14 protein-coding genes, 1 tRNA gene and 1 riboswitch are annotated in these 16,922 nt (G+C 45.4%); of the genes, 5 read left to right on the top strand and 10 right to left on the bottom strand.

All coding sequences use genetic code 11. The annotated features are described in order from the left end of the window. Positions 1 to 63 precede the first annotated feature (63 nt). Positions 64 to 182, top strand: a riboswitch (SAM riboswitch). A 186-nt stretch (positions 183 to 368) separates the two neighbouring features. Both BMW79_RS10075 and BMW79_RS10070 read left to right on the top strand, forming a co-directional pair. Further along, positions 369 to 1,547 (top strand): trans-sulfuration enzyme family protein, encoded by a 1,179-nt coding sequence (locus BMW79_RS10075; RefSeq protein WP_089893986.1) that lies wholly within the window; start codon positions 369 to 371, stop codon positions 1,545 to 1,547. Between the two features lie 95 nt (positions 1,548 to 1,642). After that, positions 1,643 to 2,824: a homoserine dehydrogenase gene (locus BMW79_RS10070; RefSeq protein ID WP_089893984.1), complete on the top strand. Its 1,182-nt coding sequence runs from the start codon at positions 1,643 to 1,645 to the stop codon at positions 2,822 to 2,824. Positions 2,825 to 2,891: 67 nt separating this feature from the next. Here BMW79_RS10070 and BMW79_RS10065 read toward each other — a convergent pair whose 3' ends face one another. The 4 genes from BMW79_RS10065 to BMW79_RS10050 are packed head-to-tail and all read right to left on the bottom strand — an operon-like array spanning position 2,892 to position 5,750. Further along, positions 2,892 to 3,461: a Maf family protein gene (locus BMW79_RS10065; protein WP_089893981.1), complete on the bottom strand. Its 570-nt coding sequence runs from the start codon at positions 3,459 to 3,461 to the stop codon at positions 2,892 to 2,894. A gap of 2 nt (positions 3,462 to 3,463) precedes the next feature. After that, a complete protein-coding gene (locus BMW79_RS10060) occupies positions 3,464 to 4,405 on the bottom strand; it encodes a geranylgeranylglycerol-phosphate geranylgeranyltransferase (protein ID WP_089893978.1) in 942 nt (313 codons plus the stop codon). Positions 4,406 to 4,420: 15 nt separating this feature from the next. Beyond that, a complete protein-coding gene (locus tag BMW79_RS10055; protein WP_089896854.1) occupies positions 4,421 to 4,942 on the bottom strand; it encodes a KdsC family phosphatase in 522 nt (173 codons plus the stop codon). A 43-nt stretch (positions 4,943 to 4,985) separates the two neighbouring features. Then, positions 4,986 to 5,750: a Rossmann-like and DUF2520 domain-containing protein gene (locus BMW79_RS10050; RefSeq protein WP_089893965.1), complete on the bottom strand. Its 765-nt coding sequence runs from the start codon at positions 5,748 to 5,750 to the stop codon at positions 4,986 to 4,988. A gap of 445 nt (positions 5,751 to 6,195) precedes the next feature. Here BMW79_RS10050 and topA point away from each other — a divergent pair, with 445 nt between their 5' ends. Both topA and BMW79_RS10035 read left to right on the top strand, forming a co-directional pair. Continuing rightward, positions 6,196 to 8,544 (top strand): type I DNA topoisomerase, encoded by a 2,349-nt coding sequence (gene topA, locus BMW79_RS10040; protein WP_089893959.1) that lies wholly within the window; start codon positions 6,196 to 6,198, stop codon positions 8,542 to 8,544. 128 nt (positions 8,545 to 8,672) lie between these two features. Beyond that, positions 8,673 to 9,545: a transglutaminase-like domain-containing protein gene (locus BMW79_RS10035; protein ID WP_089893956.1), complete on the top strand. Its 873-nt coding sequence runs from the start codon at positions 8,673 to 8,675 to the stop codon at positions 9,543 to 9,545. 93 nt (positions 9,546 to 9,638) lie between these two features. On the opposite strand, the gene BMW79_RS10030 is transcribed toward BMW79_RS10035, so the two are convergent. The 5 genes from BMW79_RS10030 to BMW79_RS10010 all read right to left on the bottom strand — a co-directional run bounded on the left by BMW79_RS10030 (position 9,639) and on the right by BMW79_RS10010 (position 12,891). Beyond that, positions 9,639 to 9,857: a hypothetical protein gene (locus BMW79_RS10030; RefSeq protein ID WP_089893953.1), complete on the bottom strand. Its 219-nt coding sequence runs from the start codon at positions 9,855 to 9,857 to the stop codon at positions 9,639 to 9,641. A gap of 89 nt (positions 9,858 to 9,946) precedes the next feature. Next, a complete protein-coding gene (gene der / locus BMW79_RS10025) occupies positions 9,947 to 11,260 on the bottom strand; it encodes a ribosome biogenesis GTPase Der (RefSeq protein ID WP_089893950.1) in 1,314 nt (437 codons plus the stop codon). Positions 11,261 to 11,318: 58 nt separating this feature from the next. Then, positions 11,319 to 12,188, bottom strand: coding sequence for a GTPase Era (gene era / locus BMW79_RS10020; protein WP_089893947.1), 870 nt, complete (start codon positions 12,186 to 12,188; stop codon positions 11,319 to 11,321). 112 nt (positions 12,189 to 12,300) lie between these two features. After that, positions 12,301 to 12,372 (bottom strand) — tRNA-Met (locus tag BMW79_RS10015). 111 nt (positions 12,373 to 12,483) lie between these two features. Beyond that, positions 12,484 to 12,891 carry a single-stranded DNA-binding protein gene (locus tag BMW79_RS10010; RefSeq protein ID WP_089893944.1) on the bottom strand — a complete coding sequence of 136 codons (408 nt, stop codon included), beginning with the start codon at positions 12,889 to 12,891 and terminating at the stop codon, positions 12,484 to 12,486. A gap of 238 nt (positions 12,892 to 13,129) precedes the next feature. Between BMW79_RS10010 and BMW79_RS10005 the strand changes: the two genes are divergently transcribed. Continuing rightward, on the top strand, positions 13,130 to 15,505 hold the full coding sequence (locus BMW79_RS10005) for a TonB-dependent receptor (RefSeq protein WP_089893941.1): 2,376 nt from the start codon (positions 13,130 to 13,132) through the stop codon (positions 15,503 to 15,505). Positions 15,506 to 15,581: 76 nt separating this feature from the next. Here BMW79_RS10005 and argH read toward each other — a convergent pair whose 3' ends face one another. Next, a complete protein-coding gene (gene argH / locus BMW79_RS10000; protein WP_089893938.1) occupies positions 15,582 to 16,916 on the bottom strand; it encodes an argininosuccinate lyase in 1,335 nt (444 codons plus the stop codon). Positions 16,917 to 16,922: the final 6 nt, after the last annotated feature.

Here is a 16,922-nt window from a genome sequence, read left to right as displayed (position 1 = left end):
ATTCCAACTCCAATTTGGAAATCTGATGAAAGTGATATTACCTTTGCGCCAGTTCTTACACATCACTTATCCAGAAAGGCGGAGGGACTTGGCCCTGCGATGCCTTAGCAACCTTTCCTGATTATTTTATCAGGAAAAAGGTGCTAATTCCTGCCCCGGTGCGAATCGGGGAAAGATAAGTTGGCAGAGATAATACTTCACAGATATATATAACTTTCTAAAGGAGCTCTTCCAACATACGGGAGAGCTTTTTTTATGCCCCCTCCTCACCACCTTTCATGGATTTGTTGTTGTTTAAGTTGATCTTTAATGATAAAGTTGCAGTAGGCAATTGTGCACATTGAACATCATTAAACCTAACTAATAACATGAAAACAGCTACACAACTGATTCATAGCATTCCGGTAGACGAACTGACAGGCGCCATTTCTGTGCCTATCTATCAAACATCCACCTTTGTGCAGGAATCACCCGGCATCAATAAAGGCTTTGAGTTTTCGCGGGCAAACAACCCCACGAGAAAAGTGCTGGAAGACCTGATCTGCAACCTGGAAGAAGGGTTTGCCGGATTTGCGTTTGCCAGCGGCATGTCGGCCATTGATGCAGTACTGAAGCTGTTGAAAACCGGCGATGAAATCATGGCCGTGGAAGACACTTACGGCGGTATCTTCCAGATCTTTAACCACATGTTTGAACGCTTTGGTATCAAAGTGAATTTTGTGGATACCAGCAACCTCGATAAAGTACTGGCAGCCATTACGCCCAATACAAAGATCATCTGGCTGGAATCGCCTACCAATCCGACTTTGCGCGTTTCTGATATTAAATCTATCAGCAAAATCGCCAAACAACATAATATCCTCCTGGCGGTAGACAATACCTTCAGTACACCTTTACTGCAACAACCTTTAACGCTGGGTGCAGATCTCGTGATCCACAGCGCTTCCAAATACCTGGCAGGCCACTGCGACGTCATCGCCGGCCTGGTGGTAGTGAACTCAAAAGCACTGGCAGACCAGATCCGGTACAACCAGAATATTTCAGGTAGTATCCTCAGCCCGTTTGAAGCCTGGCTCACCATACGCGGTATCGAAACATTATACCTGCGGCTGGAAAAACAATGCAGCAATGCCAGCGCCGTAGCTAACTGGCTGGCGGCACATCCCGCAGTAGATAAAGTATTCTACCCCGGACTGGCCACACATAAAAACCACCACATCGCCCGTAAACAACAGAAAAATTATGGCGCACTGGTGAGCTTTTCCCTGAAAAGCGACAATATCAAAAACGCGATCCGTATCGTAAACGCGACCAAACTGTTTAAGCTCGCTGAAAGCTTCGGCGGCGTGAAGAGTATGCTGGCCCATCCGGCCACCATGACGCATCGCAACATACCGGAAGAATTCCGGAAAAAAACAGGTCTGCAGGATTCCTGCATCCGTTTATCAGTAGGTATCGAAGATGCCGATGACCTGATCAACGACCTGAAACAGGCGCTGGATAAATTAAACCATCCGGCAGGCAAGCAAATTACTGTTTTACAATAGCCTTCAGTGGTTACCACCACTTCCGCCATCCGGAGCCTGATCAACTCTGCATTGCGAAAGACTAACTGCTGCAGGCGGAAAGCTCAAAAAAAAGTATGGAAAACAAGACCATCAATTTAGGTATTTTCGGTTTCGGTGTCGTAGGACAAGGACTCTATGAAGTTTTGAACAGAACAAAAGGTATTAATGCAAGGATCAAAAAAATCTGTATTAAAGACCCCAATAAATCAAGACCTATCGATAGCAGTTATTTTACAACAGATAAAAATGAAATCCTCGAAGATCCTACCATTGACGTAGTAGTAGAACTGATCAACGAAACAGAAGCTGCTTTTGAAATTGTGAGCACTGCGCTCCGCAATGGTAAAGCAGTAGTAAGCGCCAGCAAACGCATGATCGCGGAAAACCTGCCCGCCCTCTATCAACTACAGGCAGAAAATAAAGTTCCATTCCTGTATGAAGCGTCCAGCTGCGCCAGTATTCCCATTATCCGCAACCTGGAAGAATATTATGACAATGACCTGCTCAATGCTGTAGAAGGTATCTGTAACGGCTCTACGAACTATATTCTTACTAAAATATTTGAAGAAAACCTCAGCTTCGATACCGCCCTGCAACAGGCACAGGATCTGGGTTTTGCTGAAACAGATCCTACCCTCGACATCGAAGGATACGATCCGAAATTTAAAATCGTTATCCTGTTGCTGCATGCTTTCGGCACCTTCGTGAAACCGGAAGAAGTGTTCAACTTCGGTATTCATCACCTGAATGATTTCGATATACAATTTGCCAAACAAAGAAATTGTACCATTAAACTGATTGCGCAATGCCGCCGTCAGAACGGTCATGTATTTTCTTATGTATTGCCGCACCTCATCAAAGAACACAACCTGCTCTACGATGTATACAACGAGTACAATGGTATCCTGCTGGAAAGTGCTTTCACCGATAAACAATTCTTTGTTGGTAAAGGCGCAGGCGGTACCGCAACCGGTAGTGCCGTGTTATCCGATATTTCTGCACTGGTGTACAACTATCGCTACGAGTACAAAAAGATCAAACAAAACAACCAGCCTACCTTCACCAATGATGTAAAACTGAAAGTATACCTGCGTTACAAAACACCCGACCAGGTAGATCTGACACAGTTCTTCAACATCTCTGAGAAGTATGAATCAACAGAATGGCGTTATGTGGTAGGTACGATTAACTTACAGAAACTGAGAGATGCCGGCTGGCTGAAAAACAAAGACGTGAATATTCTTGTATTGGAATAAAAGATATGTAAATAAGCAAAAACCAATCGTAAAAACGGCGCAGTTCCCTGCGCCGTTCGTATTTAAATCAGTTAAAGGCAGCCAGTTCTTCCACCACCCTGCTAACCGGAAGCCCCATTACATTATAGAAACAACCGTTAATGCTGTCGATGCCTACCGCACCAATCCATTCCTGGATCGCATAGGCCCCCGCTTTATCAAAAGGTTTGTAATGGTCTACGTAAAACGTGATCTGTGCGGTTGTCAGCGGTTTGAAATGTACTGCTGTAATTTTTGAAAAAGCCACTTCCTTTGTGCCCCGCCGGATAATCACACCCGTGATGACACGATGCTCGCGGCCACTCAGGCGCGACAAAATACCGATCGCATCTTCGCGGTCTTTCGGTTTGCCGATAATGGTATCGTCCAGCACCACCACTGTATCTGCTGCAATGATAATATCCGTCTGGCTGCAAAGTTCCTTTACTGCATCTGCTTTCTGACGGGCAATATGCACGGGGATCTCCGGGATAGCCAGTTCAGGAGGAAATGTTTCTGCTGTTTCTACCACCTTCACTTCGAAAGGAATGCCGGCCTGTTCCAGCAGCTGCTTTCTGCGCGGCGACTGCGAAGCCAGGATAACCGTTGCGTTATTCATCTCTATAAATAAATTTTAAAGAATATCATGGATAAAATGCCCGTGAGCATGATCACTTTTACAAGAGAACTTACTTTGTGGTAATGTTCCGGTAAGCTGGCTTTTTTCAACTGCAGGTAGATGTAAGCGCAAGGCACCTGCACAAAGAGGAACAGATAGCCGATAGCCACATACCAACCCAGTATCCATACACGGATTTCCACGAGCAGGATAATGATGATCAGCGCCAGCAACAGCCCATTACAAAAACGTTTCGCGGCCAGCACTCCCCATGCGATAGGCATGGTACGGCAACCGTCTTTGCTGTCGCCCATCATATCTTCCAGGTCTTTCACTATTTCCCTTACCATAGAAATCAGGAAAGCAAACAATGCATACACCCCGATAATCTGGATCAGTTTCCGGCCGGTGGCCGACATAATGGCTTCAAAGCTATGATAGATCTGCTTTTCGTAAAATCCTACTACTACCACGGCCAACGCAGTAAGCAGGGAAATCACCACATTACCGATCAATACCTGTCTTTTAAAAGAGGTGGAATAAAACCACAGGAGCAGGGAACAGATCACCTGGGTAAACCCAAGATAGAACTGCCCGGTTTTCCAGGCTACCAGGAAACCCAGGGATACGCCGGCCAGGTTCAGCATGGTATGCCAGGCCATGGCCCAGCGCCGGCTGATAATTTTGTCCAGCACCATTTTGTCTGGTTTATTCACAATGTCTATGTTGATATCAAAATAGTCATTGATAATATAACCGGCAGCTGCTACCAGGATGGTAGACAAACTGAGTAAAACAAACTGGGGAACGGGCAGAGACGGTTCTTCACCGGAGCTGCGCAATACCGGTTCTACTACACAGTATTGCAGTAAAAACTGAGTAAGGCCTATATATATCAGGTTTGGATACCTGATCAGTTTAAAAAATGCAGCCCAGAGCTTCATAGTGTTTTCCTTTTATTATTTCGATGCTATTCCTTCGTCCATTAACCAATGTCCATTCAGTTTCAATACTTTTTCCATGACTTCCCGCACGCATCCATGGCCTCCGGGCAACGGGGAAATATACCTGGAAATACTCTTTATTTCAGCGGCAGCATCTGCGGGGCAGGTGGGCAGGCCTACCAGTTGCATAGGCGGATAGTCCGGGATATCATCTCCCATATATAGTATCTCGTCCCAGCGAAGATCATTCTCAAAAACATAATCCTGCAGTTTCTCCTGCTTATCATGTACGCCGGTGTAAATATCTTTTATGCCCAGTCCCTGTAACCTGCTGACCACACTCTCTGATTTTCCTCCGGAGATAATGACTACACGGTATCCTTTTTTCACTGCGAGTTGCAAAGCGTAGCCATCCTTGATGTTCATTCTGCGGGACATTTCTCCTCCCGGCAGCAATTGCAGGGTGCCATCTGTGAGTACCCCATCCACATCCAGCACAAAGGTGGTGATAGATTTAAATAAAGCCAATACGTTCATGGGGCCAAAAATAGCCAATTACGCATTAACAAACACTTATTCTCTATTTATTATGGAACTGGTAAATAGCATCAGACATCACCTGGTAAACCAGTTGCAGATAGGGATCACCGGCCAATAATTCCCGGTGCTGGTTCATGGTAGTTTCATCCTGGCGCAGGGCCGGACCGGTTTGTACCGATTCCGGCGGGAATTTCTCCAGCCGGTCGAAGGTCTCCTTTATAATAGGTTGCAGCAGGGTGAAGTCCAGCTGCTCCCGTTCACAATAGGCTTTTGCCTGTGCGATGAGGTGATTGGTGAAATTATTACAGAGTACAGCGGTGAGGTGATATTTCAGCCGTTGTTCGGAAGAAGTGATGGTGACGCTGCCGGATATACTCTGCGCCAGCGATTGCAGACGCCGTAGCACTTCGTCGTTGCTGGCTTCCAGCATCACGGGGATGGGCGGGTAGCTCTTTAACTCCTTGCGGATCGATTGTAAAGGATATAATACCCCTGTGTTGGAGGATATCCGGGAGATGGCGCTCAGGGGAACTGCACCTGCAGTATGTGCCACCATACGTTTGCCCAGGCGGAGCTGATCGTTCAGTTCAGGGATGGCGCTGTCGCTTACCGCCAGCAGGTACACATCCGCGTCCATGCTGATATCCTGCAGATCGTCTGTATAGCTTGCATGAAGCATCTCGCCCAGCTCTTTCGCATGCTCCTTCTGACGGCTGATCACCTGTTTTACCTGGTGACCATGGATTTTTAAGAGATGTCCGAAACAATGTGCAACATTCCCAGTGCCAACAATAACTATATCCATTATAATTTATTTTAAAATAACAAACCGCCGGTATCGATCTGATTCGTGGTTTCTAATATACGTGTTTTAAAGGCGCTCCGGATGCTTTTCCCCGGTTAACCGGCCGAAAAGGTCAACTGGCCGGACTTTTACCATATCTATATATAGTTTCATTATCTTTATTTGTCTTAATGTCTGTTTGCCCCCGGGCCTGTCACCTTGAAAAGTAGGTATATTCGCTGGACCACCATCCCTTTTTATATCTTTTTTTATGACAAAAACAGACAATTGGCAGATAACGGATAGCTGGTTAAAACTTTTAAATGCGTATCAACCCCTTTAAGGATAGATAAACTATTTTAGGCAAACTGACCAATATCAATATAATTTTATATTATTGCGAAATTCATTGAAGTAATTATTTTACAGAATTTTGCGTATTTAGCAGCATATTAAAGAAGCATACATGGCAAAAAATTTAGTTATAGTTGAGTCCCCGGCGAAAGCCAAGACCATCGAAAAAATATTGGGCAAAGACTTCGAAGTCAAGTCCTGCTTCGGTCACATCCGTGATCTGGAGAAGGATGACATGGGGATAGACATAGCGAATAACTTCAAGCCTAAGTATGTGATCCCGGAAGACAAGGAAAAGGTAGTAAAGGAACTGAAGAAGCTGGCGAAGGATACCGATGAGGTATGGCTGGCAACGGATGAGGACCGTGAGGGGGAGGCTATTTCCTGGCATCTGTGTGAGGTGTTGAACCTGGATCCCAAGACTACCAAAAGAATCGTATTTCACGAAATTACCAAGCCTGCCATCGAAAACGCGGTACAGCATCCACGCAAACTGGATATGGACCGGGTAAACGCCCAGCAGGCGCGCCGTATACTGGACCGTATCGTGGGTTTTGAAATTTCCCCGGTACTGTGGCGTAAGATGAGCATGCGTAACTCCCTGTCTGCCGGCCGCGTACAATCGGTAGCAGTAAGGCTGATCGTTGAAAGAGAAAGGGAAATCAACAATTTCAGCTCTGTCAGCACCTTTAAGGTAGAAGCTTATTTCACTGGTAAAGACATAAATGGTAAGAGCATTTCCTTTAAAGCAGATGGTCCTGGTAAGTTCAAAACCGCCGAAGACGCGGAGAAGTTCCTGGAACAATGCGTAGGAGCCGCCTATACCGTAAAAGATATACAGGTAAAACCGGGTAAGAAATCGCCCGCAGCGCCTTTCACCACTTCCACCCTGCAACAGGAAGCCAGCCGTAAACTGGGCTACAGTGTTTCCAAAACGATGTTGCTGGCCCAGAAGCTGTATGAAAGCGGTAATATCACCTACATGCGTACGGATTCCGTCAACCTCTCCGATACCGCAGTAAGTGAAATCGAAAAAGCTATTAAAACCAGTTTTGGTGATAAATACCACCAGCACCGGAAGTTCAAGAATAAAAATGAGTCCGCACAGGAAGCGCATGAGGCCATCCGTCCTACCTACATGGAAAACACCACGGTAGATGACAGCGATACCCGCAAACTGTACGAACTGATCTGGAAACGCACCATAGCCAGTCAGATGGCTGATGCGGAACTGGAAAAAACCATCGCTAAGATCGATATCTCTACCAACCATGAAGAGCTGAGCGCCAGTGGAGAAGTACTGAAATTCGATGGCTTCCTGAAAGTATATATGGAGAGCCATGATGATGAAGACGAAACCGAAGAGCAGGAAGGTTCTTTACCGCCACTGGCTGTAAAACAATCCCTGGATCTGAAGGAAATGAAAGCTACTGAAAGATTCTCCCGCCCGGCGCCGCGTTATACGGAAGCCAGCCTGGTGAAGAAACTGGAAGAGCTGGGCATCGGCCGTCCATCTACCTACGCACCCACCATTACTACTATTCAGAAACGTAACTACGTAGAAAAAAGAGATAAGGAAGGCGTGAAAAGAGATTTCCGCATCCTGACCCTTAAAGCAGATAAGATCACCAAATTAACGGATGCAGAGAATACCGGCGCAGAGAAATCCAAACTGTTCCCGACAGATCTGGGTATGATTGTGACCGACTTCCTGAACCAGTATTTCAATAACGTGATGGACTACGGCTTTACCGCCAAGATTGAAGAAGAGTTTGATGAAATTGCCAGCGGTAAAAAAGTGTGGAATACCATGATCAGTGAATTCTATTCTCCTTTCCATAAAGATGTGGAAAACACCCTGGAAAATGCAGAGCGTGTAAAAGGAGAACGTCCGCTGGGTGTGGATGCTGCTTCCGGTAAACCTATTGTAGCGAGAATGGGCCGTTATGGTCCGATGATCCAGATAGGCAGTGTGGAAGATGAAGAGAAGCCGCGGTTTGCCAAATTAAAGGCTACACAGAGCATCGAAACCATCACCATGGACGAAGCGATGGAACTGTTTAAACTGCCGCGTAACCTGGGCCAGTTTGAGGATACAGATGTGATTGTGAACATTGGCCGTTTTGGTCCGTATGCACAGCATGATAAGAAGTTCTATTCCCTGAAAAAGGAAATGGACCCTTATACCGTGGAACTGGACGAAGTAGCGCCGTTGATTGCAGAGAAACGTACTGCAAAGGACGAACGCACCATCAAAATATTTGAAAAGGAAAAGATCCAGATATTGAAAGGCCCGTATGGTCCTTACATCAAGCAAGGTCTGAAGAACTATAAAATACCGAAAGAAAAAATTGATAACGCGGCTGATTTAACGGTAGAAGAAGCCAAGGCGATCATAGAAGACGTCAAAGCCAATCCACCAAAGAAAAAGGCGCCACCGAGGAAGAAGAAAGCCGAATAACGCAGTGGTAAGAATATGCTGAAAAATGGAGGCAATGATAATAACTGCAGTGTGATTGATATGCTTATTATTTAATTTGCCAACAGGATCACATTATTTGATGATTGCCACATGATCATAATAATGGTATGAACGAAAACAGAGAAATAAACGCTTTGTTCCACCTGTTGGATGATCCGGATCTGGAGGTATTTGATACGGTTGCCAGTAAGATATTGCTGTACGGTAAAGATATCATCCCGAACCTGGAGAATTTGTGGGAGAATACAATAGACGAGTCTATCCAGGAAAGGATAGAACTGCTGATACATCGGGTACATTACCAGGATTTACAGGCAGCGTTGCGTGTATGGGGACTTTCAGAAACGCAGGACCTGATGCAGGGCGCCATCCTGGCGGCCAGGTACCAGTTCCCTGATTTAATGGATGCACAGATCATTGCAGAGATAGACCGTATTAAACGCAATATCTGGCTGGAACTCAATAACTACCTGACACCACTGGAACAGATCAATGTGCTCAACAGCATGATCTATAACTACTTCGGCCTGAAAGGCGAAGAGGTTTCCTACCAGCGTAAAAATCAGTTTTTTATTAACCAGGTGGTAGAATCCAAAAAAGGTAATCCTGTTACCAACGGGATCATCTACCAGAGCCTTTGTGCCATGCTGGATTTACCGGTGTATGCGGTGAATATACCCCGTCAGTTTATCCTGGCGTATTTCGACAGCTACATCGATTTTTCCACACCGGTATCACCGGATGATCACCGGATCCTGTTTTTTATAGATCCTATACAGGGGCAAATCTATACCCAGCAGGATGTGGATACCTACCTGAAAAGAGTGTCTGTACCATCGGTTCCCTCCTACTTTAAACCGCAATCCAATAAACGTATTGTGCAATTTCTGCTGGAAGAACTGGCCAAATGTTTCCGGGATGATAAAGATGCGTACAAACAGGATGAGTTAATGAACCTGGCGAGTATACTGGAAGATTAATCTGTAAGATCATTATACATCAAAAAGGCCACCGCATATGCGATGGCCTTTTTAATTTCTTGCAAGAAAGATATATTATGTGTTATAATACTCTTACTTAGCTGGAGTTGCAGCAGCAGAATCAGCAGCAGGAGCTACAGTAGCAGCAGAATCAACGTGAGCAGCAGAATCAACTGGAGCAGTTGCAGCTGGAGCAGCGTTCATAGTGTCTACTGGTGCAGTAGCAACGGAATCAGTAGCAGGAGTGCTACCACCGTTACAAGCAACGAAGAACATACCGGCAGCAACAGCGAATACGAATAATTTTTTCATTTTTAAGTTGTTTTATTTTTTAAAACCGCCGCAAAGGTATGCAAAATTTATAAAATACAAAATCTGAATCCTTCTTTTCGGTCTATTATTTATTTTTTACGGAAGAAGATCTTCAACGGTACACCTGTGAAATTAAATTTCGTACGGATCTGATTTTCAAGGTAGTTACGGTATGGTGTTTTCACATCATCCGGAAGATTACAGAAAAACGCAAAAGCTGGTGTATGTGTAGGAATCTGTGTTACGTATTTGATACGGATAGGAATACCTCTTACTACCGGAGGATGGTATGCTTCAATTGCTTTCAGCAATACATCATTCAGTACGGAAGTCTGGATCCTGCGTTGACGGTTGTCATATACTTCCAGCGCCGTTTCAATGGCTTTGAAAATACGTTGCTTTTCTGTTACGGAAGTAAAGATGATAGGCACATCGGAGAATGGCGCCAGGCGTTCTTTCAGTTGTTTCTCGTAGTCACGCGCCGTGTTGGTCTGCTTTTCTACGAGATCCCATTTGTTCACCAGTACTACTACCCCTTTTCCTTTACGTGCAGCAAGACTGAAAATGCTGAGATCCTGTGCAGTGATACCTTTTTCTGCATCGAGCAGCAACATCACCACATCTGATTCATCCACCGCTTTGATGGCACGGATCACAGAATAAAATTCCAGGTCTTCATGCACTTTCGTTTTACGACGGATACCAGCGGTATCTATCAGCATGAAATCTTTCTGGAACATATTGTAACGGGTGTGAATGGTATCGCGGGTAGTACCGGCAATATCAGAAACGATATTACGCTCTACACCAACGAGTGCATTCAACAGGGAAGATTTTCCCACGTTCGGCTGACCGATGATCGCAATCTTTGGAATATCAGTTTCCAATGTTGCATCTTCCATATCCGGTGTGATGTAGCTGACTACATCATCCAGTAATTCGCCAGTACCGCTGCCGGTCATGGAAGACAGGAAGTGAATATGTTCAAAGCCCAGGCTGTAAAATTCTGTGGCTTCCAGCTGGCGCTGGCTGTTATCTACTTTATTGACTGCGAGGAAAACCGGTTTGGAGGTACGGCGCAGAATGTTTGCCACATCTGCATCCAGGTCGGTGATGCCAGTGGTTACATCACACATGAAGATGATCACATTGGCTTCTTCCATGGCCACTTTGGCCTGTTTACGGATCTCCCGCTCAAATACATCATCGCTGTTGGATACAAATCCGCCGGTATCAATTACGTTAAAAGTTTTGCCATTCCAGTCGGCAATACCGTATTGACGATCACGGGTTACACCGCTCTGGTCATCCACGATGGCCTTGCGTTGTTCCAGTAAACGATTGAACAACGTTGACTTGCCTACGTTAGGGCGACCCACTATAGCTACTGTAAATCCTGCCATTTTATTATTATATTTTGTCGTACTAACCTGGATAATACATCCAGGAATTTTTCAATGATTAATATCCGTATTCCTTCAGGAAAGTATCGTTGTCGCGCCATTTGCCGCGTACTTTTACGAACAGTTCCAGGAATACTTTCCGCTCAATAAATTTCTCTATTTCCTGCCGGGCTAAAGTGCCCAGCTCACGGATGGATTTGCCCTTTTCTCCCAGAATAATTCCTTTCTGGGTGTCCCGGGTGACGATTATTTCCGCAGTAATTTTTGTCAGTGTTTCCTTCTCCTGGAATTGTGTTACAATTACGGTAGTATGATAAGGAATTTCTTCTTCAAATAGCTGGAACACTTTTTCACGGATCATTTCTGCCACTAAAAAGCGTGTAGACTTATCCGTTAGTGTATCATCCGGATAGAACGGATTGCCGTTAGGTAACAGGGCCACTATTTCTGCCAGCAGTTCCTTTATACCTTTTTTCTGCATAGCAGACACCGGCACCACCGCTGCTGCTTTGCCCCAGGCTTTGGCGCGTTCTATCAACACCTCCATATCCTCTTTCAGGATATTATCCATTTTATTCAGGATGAGGATGATCGGTACTTTCAGTTTCAGTGAATCAAACAGTTCCAGGTTTTCTTCCATAGATTCTTTCGAATCCATGATCAGCAATGCCACATCTGCATCTTCAAGGGCCGATTTTACCGCACCCATCATTTTCTCATGCAGCTTGTATTTGGGATCAATAATACCTGGTGTATCAGAAAAAACGATCTGATACGCCGGGTCTGTTAATACCCCGGTGATACGATGCCGCGTGGTTTGCACTTTGGGGGAAATAATAGCCAGCTTCTCGCCGATGATGGCGTTGAGCAACGTGCTTTTTCCCGCATTGGGCTTACCAAAAATATTTACAAAACCTGCCTTATGCATGATGACAATTAAACCTGGTGATGTTGTTGTTCACAACTCAAACTTACCGAAATAAAAAAAGCCGAATTTCTTCGGCTCTTAATTTTTTTATGTACGCTGACGTACTATTTTGTAGCGAGGAGCGGATTCGAACCACTGACCTTCGGGTTATGAGCCCGACGAGCTACCTCTGCTCTACCTCGCAATGAGGGTGCAAAGATACAATTATTTTGATTCGCTCCAAATCTTTTTTAGAAAAAACATAAAAAGCCAACCGTAAACGGTTGGCTTTCATATTGGAATGCTTCATACATTGTTAGAATGGAAGATCGTCAGCGGGCTGTTCCTGAACAAGCTCTGCCTCTGGTACGGGCACTTCTGCGACCGTTGCTTTCCGTTTTTCCTCTTCCTTACGGCTGAGTAACTGTAACGAAAACACCCGGACTCTTAACGCACATCCCATTGCACCGGTGGTGGTACTTACATAGGCCTCCACTTTTGGAGCCCCTTCTACATACACCATCACTCCCTGCAATAAATAAGGCGCCACGTTTCCCTTGTCCCAGAGTGCGCAGTCCACCCAGGTGGTCCTTTCTTCCAGTATGCCCTGCGCGTTTTTGAAACGCTCATTTACCGCTACCGGAAAATTGTACACGGTGGTACCGTTGACTTCTTTTTTCACTACATCGCGGCCAAGATGCCCGATAAACTGAAGTTTGATCATCAGAAATAAAGATTTAAATGATTAAAAATTTATAAAAGATGACTGAGAGAAGTATCTACGGAAATTAGCAAATTTCCTGCTACCGGAAAAATTATTTCTGTTTATTAAAAGAGACAAGTATACCTTTGCAATAACGCAATACATGGGGTGCCTTACTTTCAGGCTGAGATCACACCCAATGAACCTGGACCAGGTAATGCTGGTTAGGAATGAACTAACAGAAAACAGGATATTTAAAATGAAACAGCTAATGTTATTAGTGCTGCTAGCAATAGCGGGCGCTTTACATGCACAGTCCGTGGTTACCGGTACCGTTACCGATAAAACCAGCGGCCAGCCAATGGAAGGAGTTACCATCTCTGTCAACCAAACCGGTGCACTCACCGACCGTAAAGGACACTACCGTATTCCTCTCCCTAAAAAGGGAACCTATACCTTAACTGCCAGCTTTATCGGTTTCAAAACGTTTAACACTTCCATCAGTGCACACAACGGTACCCAACAAACTGATATTTCACTGGAAACGACGGCCCTGCTTGTAAAACCAGTGGAAATCAGCAGTCTCCGTGCAGGTAAAAATTCACCATTTGTGAATACCACTTTAACTGCCGCAGACATCAAAAAACAGAACCTCGGACAGGACCTGCCGATCCTGCTGGATCAGCAGCCAGGCGTGGTAACCAACTCAGACGCCGGCACCGGCATCGGCTATACCGGCATGCGCGTACGCGGTTCCGATATCACCCGTATCAATGTCACAGTAAACGGTATCCCGATAAATGACGCAGAATCACAAGGCACCTTCTTTGTGAATATGCCGGACATCGCCTCTTCCTTAAGCAGTGTACAACTGCAACGCGGCGTAGGCACTTCCACCAATGGCGCAGGTGCATTTGGTGCCACGCTGAACCTCAGCACCAACGAATTCAACGAAAAAGCATACGGTGAAATCAGCAACAGCTACGGCTCTTTCAATAGCTGGAAACATACTGTGAAAGCAGGTTCCGGCCTCATCAATGATCACTTCACCATCGATGCACGCCTCTCCAAAGTTTCATCAGACGGCTATATCGACCGCGCCACTTCCGACCTCCGCTCTTTCTATACATCCGCCGCCTATATCGCTAAAAAAACAGCGATAAGGCTGAATGTGTTCTCCGGAAAAGAAAAAACCTACCAGGCCTGGAACGGTGTGCCACAGGACCTCCTGGAAACAGACCGCACCTACAATTCTGCCGGAACAGATAAATCTGGTACGCCTTACAATAACGAAACAGATAATTATCAACAGGATCACTACCAGCTGTTCCTGAACCAGGAAATTAATCCGCATCTCAATTTCAACGTAGCCCTGCATCTCACACGCGGGCGCGGCTACTACGAACAATATAAACACAACCAGGCGTTCAAGGATTACGGTTTAATCGGCCCCATTACCAACGGCGATACATTAGCCACTACTGATCTCGTACGCCAGCTGTGGCTGGATAATTACTTCTATGGTTCCGTATTTTCCATCAACCGTACCGGCGACAAATTCAACTGGAGCCTGGGCGGCGGCTGGAACCGCTATACCGGCGACCACTACGGCAAAATCATCTGGGCACAAACAGGCATCGATAAAGACCAGGAATACTATCGCTATCCGGCTGCCAAGAATGATTTCAATATCTACTGGAAAGGAGAGTATAAACTCACTACTGCACTGAGCATTTTCGCGGATGTACAATACCGTAACATCATGTACAATATGGATGGCTTCGAAGCTGCACCAACATACATTGCACATAAGAATTACAATTTCGTAAATCCTAAAGCAGGTATTTCCTATCAGCTGAATCCTACCAACCGCGTATTTGCTTCCATCGCCATTGCGCATAAAGAACCTAACCGGGTTGACTTTGAAAGCAACTATGGCGTAGCGGAACCTAAACCGGAAATATTACGCGATGTGGAAGCAGGTTATTCCTGGAATAACAATATCGCCGCTATCCAGGCGAATGTGTATTACATGAATTACAAAAACCAACTTGTGCAAACCGGTAAACTCACCGATGTAGGCGCTTATGTGCGCACCAACATCCCGAAAAGTTACCGCATGGGCGTAGAAGTAAATGGTACCGTGAAACTGGGCAGCATCGCGAGTTTAGCCGCCAATGCGGCGCTGAGCCAGAACAAAGTACTGGACTATCACGCAGTGAGCTATGATGCAGTAGAACACGAACATACCATAGTATTCAATAAAACAGATATCTCCTTCTCTCCTGCTTTCGTGGGTGGTTTCACGTTGACCGTGAAACCAATAAAGAACCTGAACGTAGACGTACTGGGTAAATATGTGAGCCGCCAGTATATGGACAATACCTCCAATAAAGCAGGCAGCCTGGATCCATACTTCGTGAATAACCTGCGCGTCAATTACGTTGTGCCGCAACCGTTATTCCGTGAGCTCGGGTTACAATTTATGGTGAATAATATTTTCGATGTAAAGTACACCCCGAATGGAAGTACTTACAGCAGTTTTGATACCGACAATAATAAAATGACGTACTACAGTTATTATTACCCAATGGCGGGTATTAATTTCTTTGCAGGAATTACGATCGGTTTATAGTTACCGGAGATAAAAAGAAAAAGGGTGATTGACTTTTGTAAAGTCAATCACCCTTTTTCTTTTTACTATAATGATATTAGCTGTTCAGCAATTTCTCCAGTGCTTTATCCACCGCTTCAAAAGGAAAACCTTTCACCACCGCATCCATCTGGCCTGCAATCTGTTCGGTACATAAGTTACCGATACTTCCGGCATGTGTATGTTTCACGTCCTTATCAGGAGAGAAGGTACCGTTTTCGATATCCATACCTACTTTTTTATAAGCCTCCCGGAATGGGGTGCCCTGGAGTACCAGGTTATTCACCACTTCCACGCTGAAGAGATATTGGTACTTCTCATCGTTGAGGATATTTTCCTTGATGCGGATATTTTCCAGCATCAGGCGGCTCATGCGGATACAATCTTTCAGTGTCTGGAAGGCGGGGAATAAGTTTTCTTTCAGCAGCTGCAGATCACGGTGGTAGCCGGATGGCAGGTTAGTGATCATCATCGCAATTTCATTGGGCAATGCCTGTAATTTATTGCCATGAGAGCGGATCAGTTCCCATACATCCGGGTTCTTTTTATGCGGCATGATACTGGAACCGGTGGTCAGTTCATCAGGGAAACTGATGAAGCCAAAATTCTGGTTCATAAACATACAGGCGTCCATGGCCATTTTTGCGATGGTAGACGCGATGCCTGCCAGTGCAAAAGAGACGATTTTTTCCGTTTTACCGCGTCCCATCTGTGCGTATACCACGTTGTAATTGAGGGAATCAAAACCCAGCAGTGCGGTGGTCAACTCACGGTCGAGGGGAAACGAAGAACCATAACCGGCAGCAGAGCCGAGCGGGTTTTTGTTCACTACTTTATAAGCGCCCTGCAACATGGTGAGGTCGTCTACCAGGCTCTCTGCATAAGCGCCGAACCATAATCCGAAAGAGGATGGCATGGCGATTTGCAGATGGGTGTAACCCGGTATCAGGTGTGCTTTATATTCCTCGCTTTTCTGTTGTAACAAATGGAACAGGGCCAGTACTTCTTCTGTCATGGTCTGTAACTCATGACGCAGGAAGAGTTTCAGATCTACTAAAACCTGGTCGTTGCGGGAACGGCCGCTGTGGATTTTTTTGCCAACTTCACCCAAACGGCGGGTGAGCAGCAGTTCTACCTGTGAGTGAATATCTTCCACATCATCTTCCAGTTTGAAGTTGCCTTCCTGGATTTCCTGGTAGATATTTTTCAGTTCTTTTTTTAAGATCGTCAGTTCTTCCGCTTCCAGCAATCCTATACTTTGCAGCATGGTGATATGTGCCATAGAACCCAGCACATCAAACGGGGCCAGGAAGGCGTCCATTTCACGGTCTTTTCCTACGGTGAACTGTTCCACCGCCGCTAAGGAGGCTTTATCTTTTTGCCACAATTTCATAATACT

The sequence above is a fragment of the Chitinophaga arvensicola genome, from assembly GCF_900110835.1.
GTDB classification, from domain to species: Bacteria; Bacteroidota; Bacteroidia; order Chitinophagales; family Chitinophagaceae; genus Chitinophaga; species Chitinophaga arvensicola.
The sequence above is the reverse complement of the archived record's forward strand: the minus strand, read 5'-3'. Positions and strand labels throughout refer to the sequence as shown.

What these genes read in the sequence shown, in the direction of transcription:
- BMW79_RS10065 (WP_089893981.1), bottom strand. Translation starts at nt 3,461, where the DNA reads ATGAATAACGCAACGGTTATCCTGGCTTCGCAGTCGCCGCGCAGAAAG.
- BMW79_RS10070 (WP_089893984.1), top strand. Translation starts at nt 1,643, where the DNA reads ATGGAAAACAAGACCATCAATTTAGGTATTTTCGGTTTCGGTGTCGTA.
- BMW79_RS10005 (WP_089893941.1), top strand. Translation starts at nt 13,130, where the DNA reads ATGAAACAGCTAATGTTATTAGTGCTGCTAGCAATAGCGGGCGCTTTA.
- BMW79_RS10030 (WP_089893953.1), bottom strand. Translation starts at nt 9,857, where the DNA reads ATGAAAAAATTATTCGTATTCGCTGTTGCTGCCGGTATGTTCTTCGTT.
- topA (WP_089893959.1), top strand. Translation starts at nt 6,196, where the DNA reads ATGGCAAAAAATTTAGTTATAGTTGAGTCCCCGGCGAAAGCCAAGACC.
- BMW79_RS10075 (WP_089893986.1), top strand. Translation starts at nt 369, where the DNA reads ATGAAAACAGCTACACAACTGATTCATAGCATTCCGGTAGACGAACTG.
- BMW79_RS10055 (WP_089896854.1), bottom strand. Translation starts at nt 4,942, where the DNA reads ATGAACGTATTGGCTTTATTTAAATCTATCACCACCTTTGTGCTGGAT.
- BMW79_RS10050 (WP_089893965.1), bottom strand. Translation starts at nt 5,750, where the DNA reads ATGGATATAGTTATTGTTGGCACTGGGAATGTTGCACATTGTTTCGGA.
- era (WP_089893947.1), bottom strand. Translation starts at nt 12,188, where the DNA reads ATGCATAAGGCAGGTTTTGTAAATATTTTTGGTAAGCCCAATGCGGGA.
- BMW79_RS10010 (WP_089893944.1), bottom strand. Translation starts at nt 12,891, where the DNA reads ATGATCAAACTTCAGTTTATCGGGCATCTTGGCCGCGATGTAGTGAAA.
- BMW79_RS10060 (WP_089893978.1), bottom strand. Translation starts at nt 4,405, where the DNA reads ATGAAGCTCTGGGCTGCATTTTTTAAACTGATCAGGTATCCAAACCTG.
- der (WP_089893950.1), bottom strand. Translation starts at nt 11,260, where the DNA reads ATGGCAGGATTTACAGTAGCTATAGTGGGTCGCCCTAACGTAGGCAAG.
- BMW79_RS10035 (WP_089893956.1), top strand. Translation starts at nt 8,673, where the DNA reads ATGAACGAAAACAGAGAAATAAACGCTTTGTTCCACCTGTTGGATGAT.
- argH (WP_089893938.1), bottom strand. Translation starts at nt 16,916, where the DNA reads ATGAAATTGTGGCAAAAAGATAAAGCCTCCTTAGCGGCGGTGGAACAG.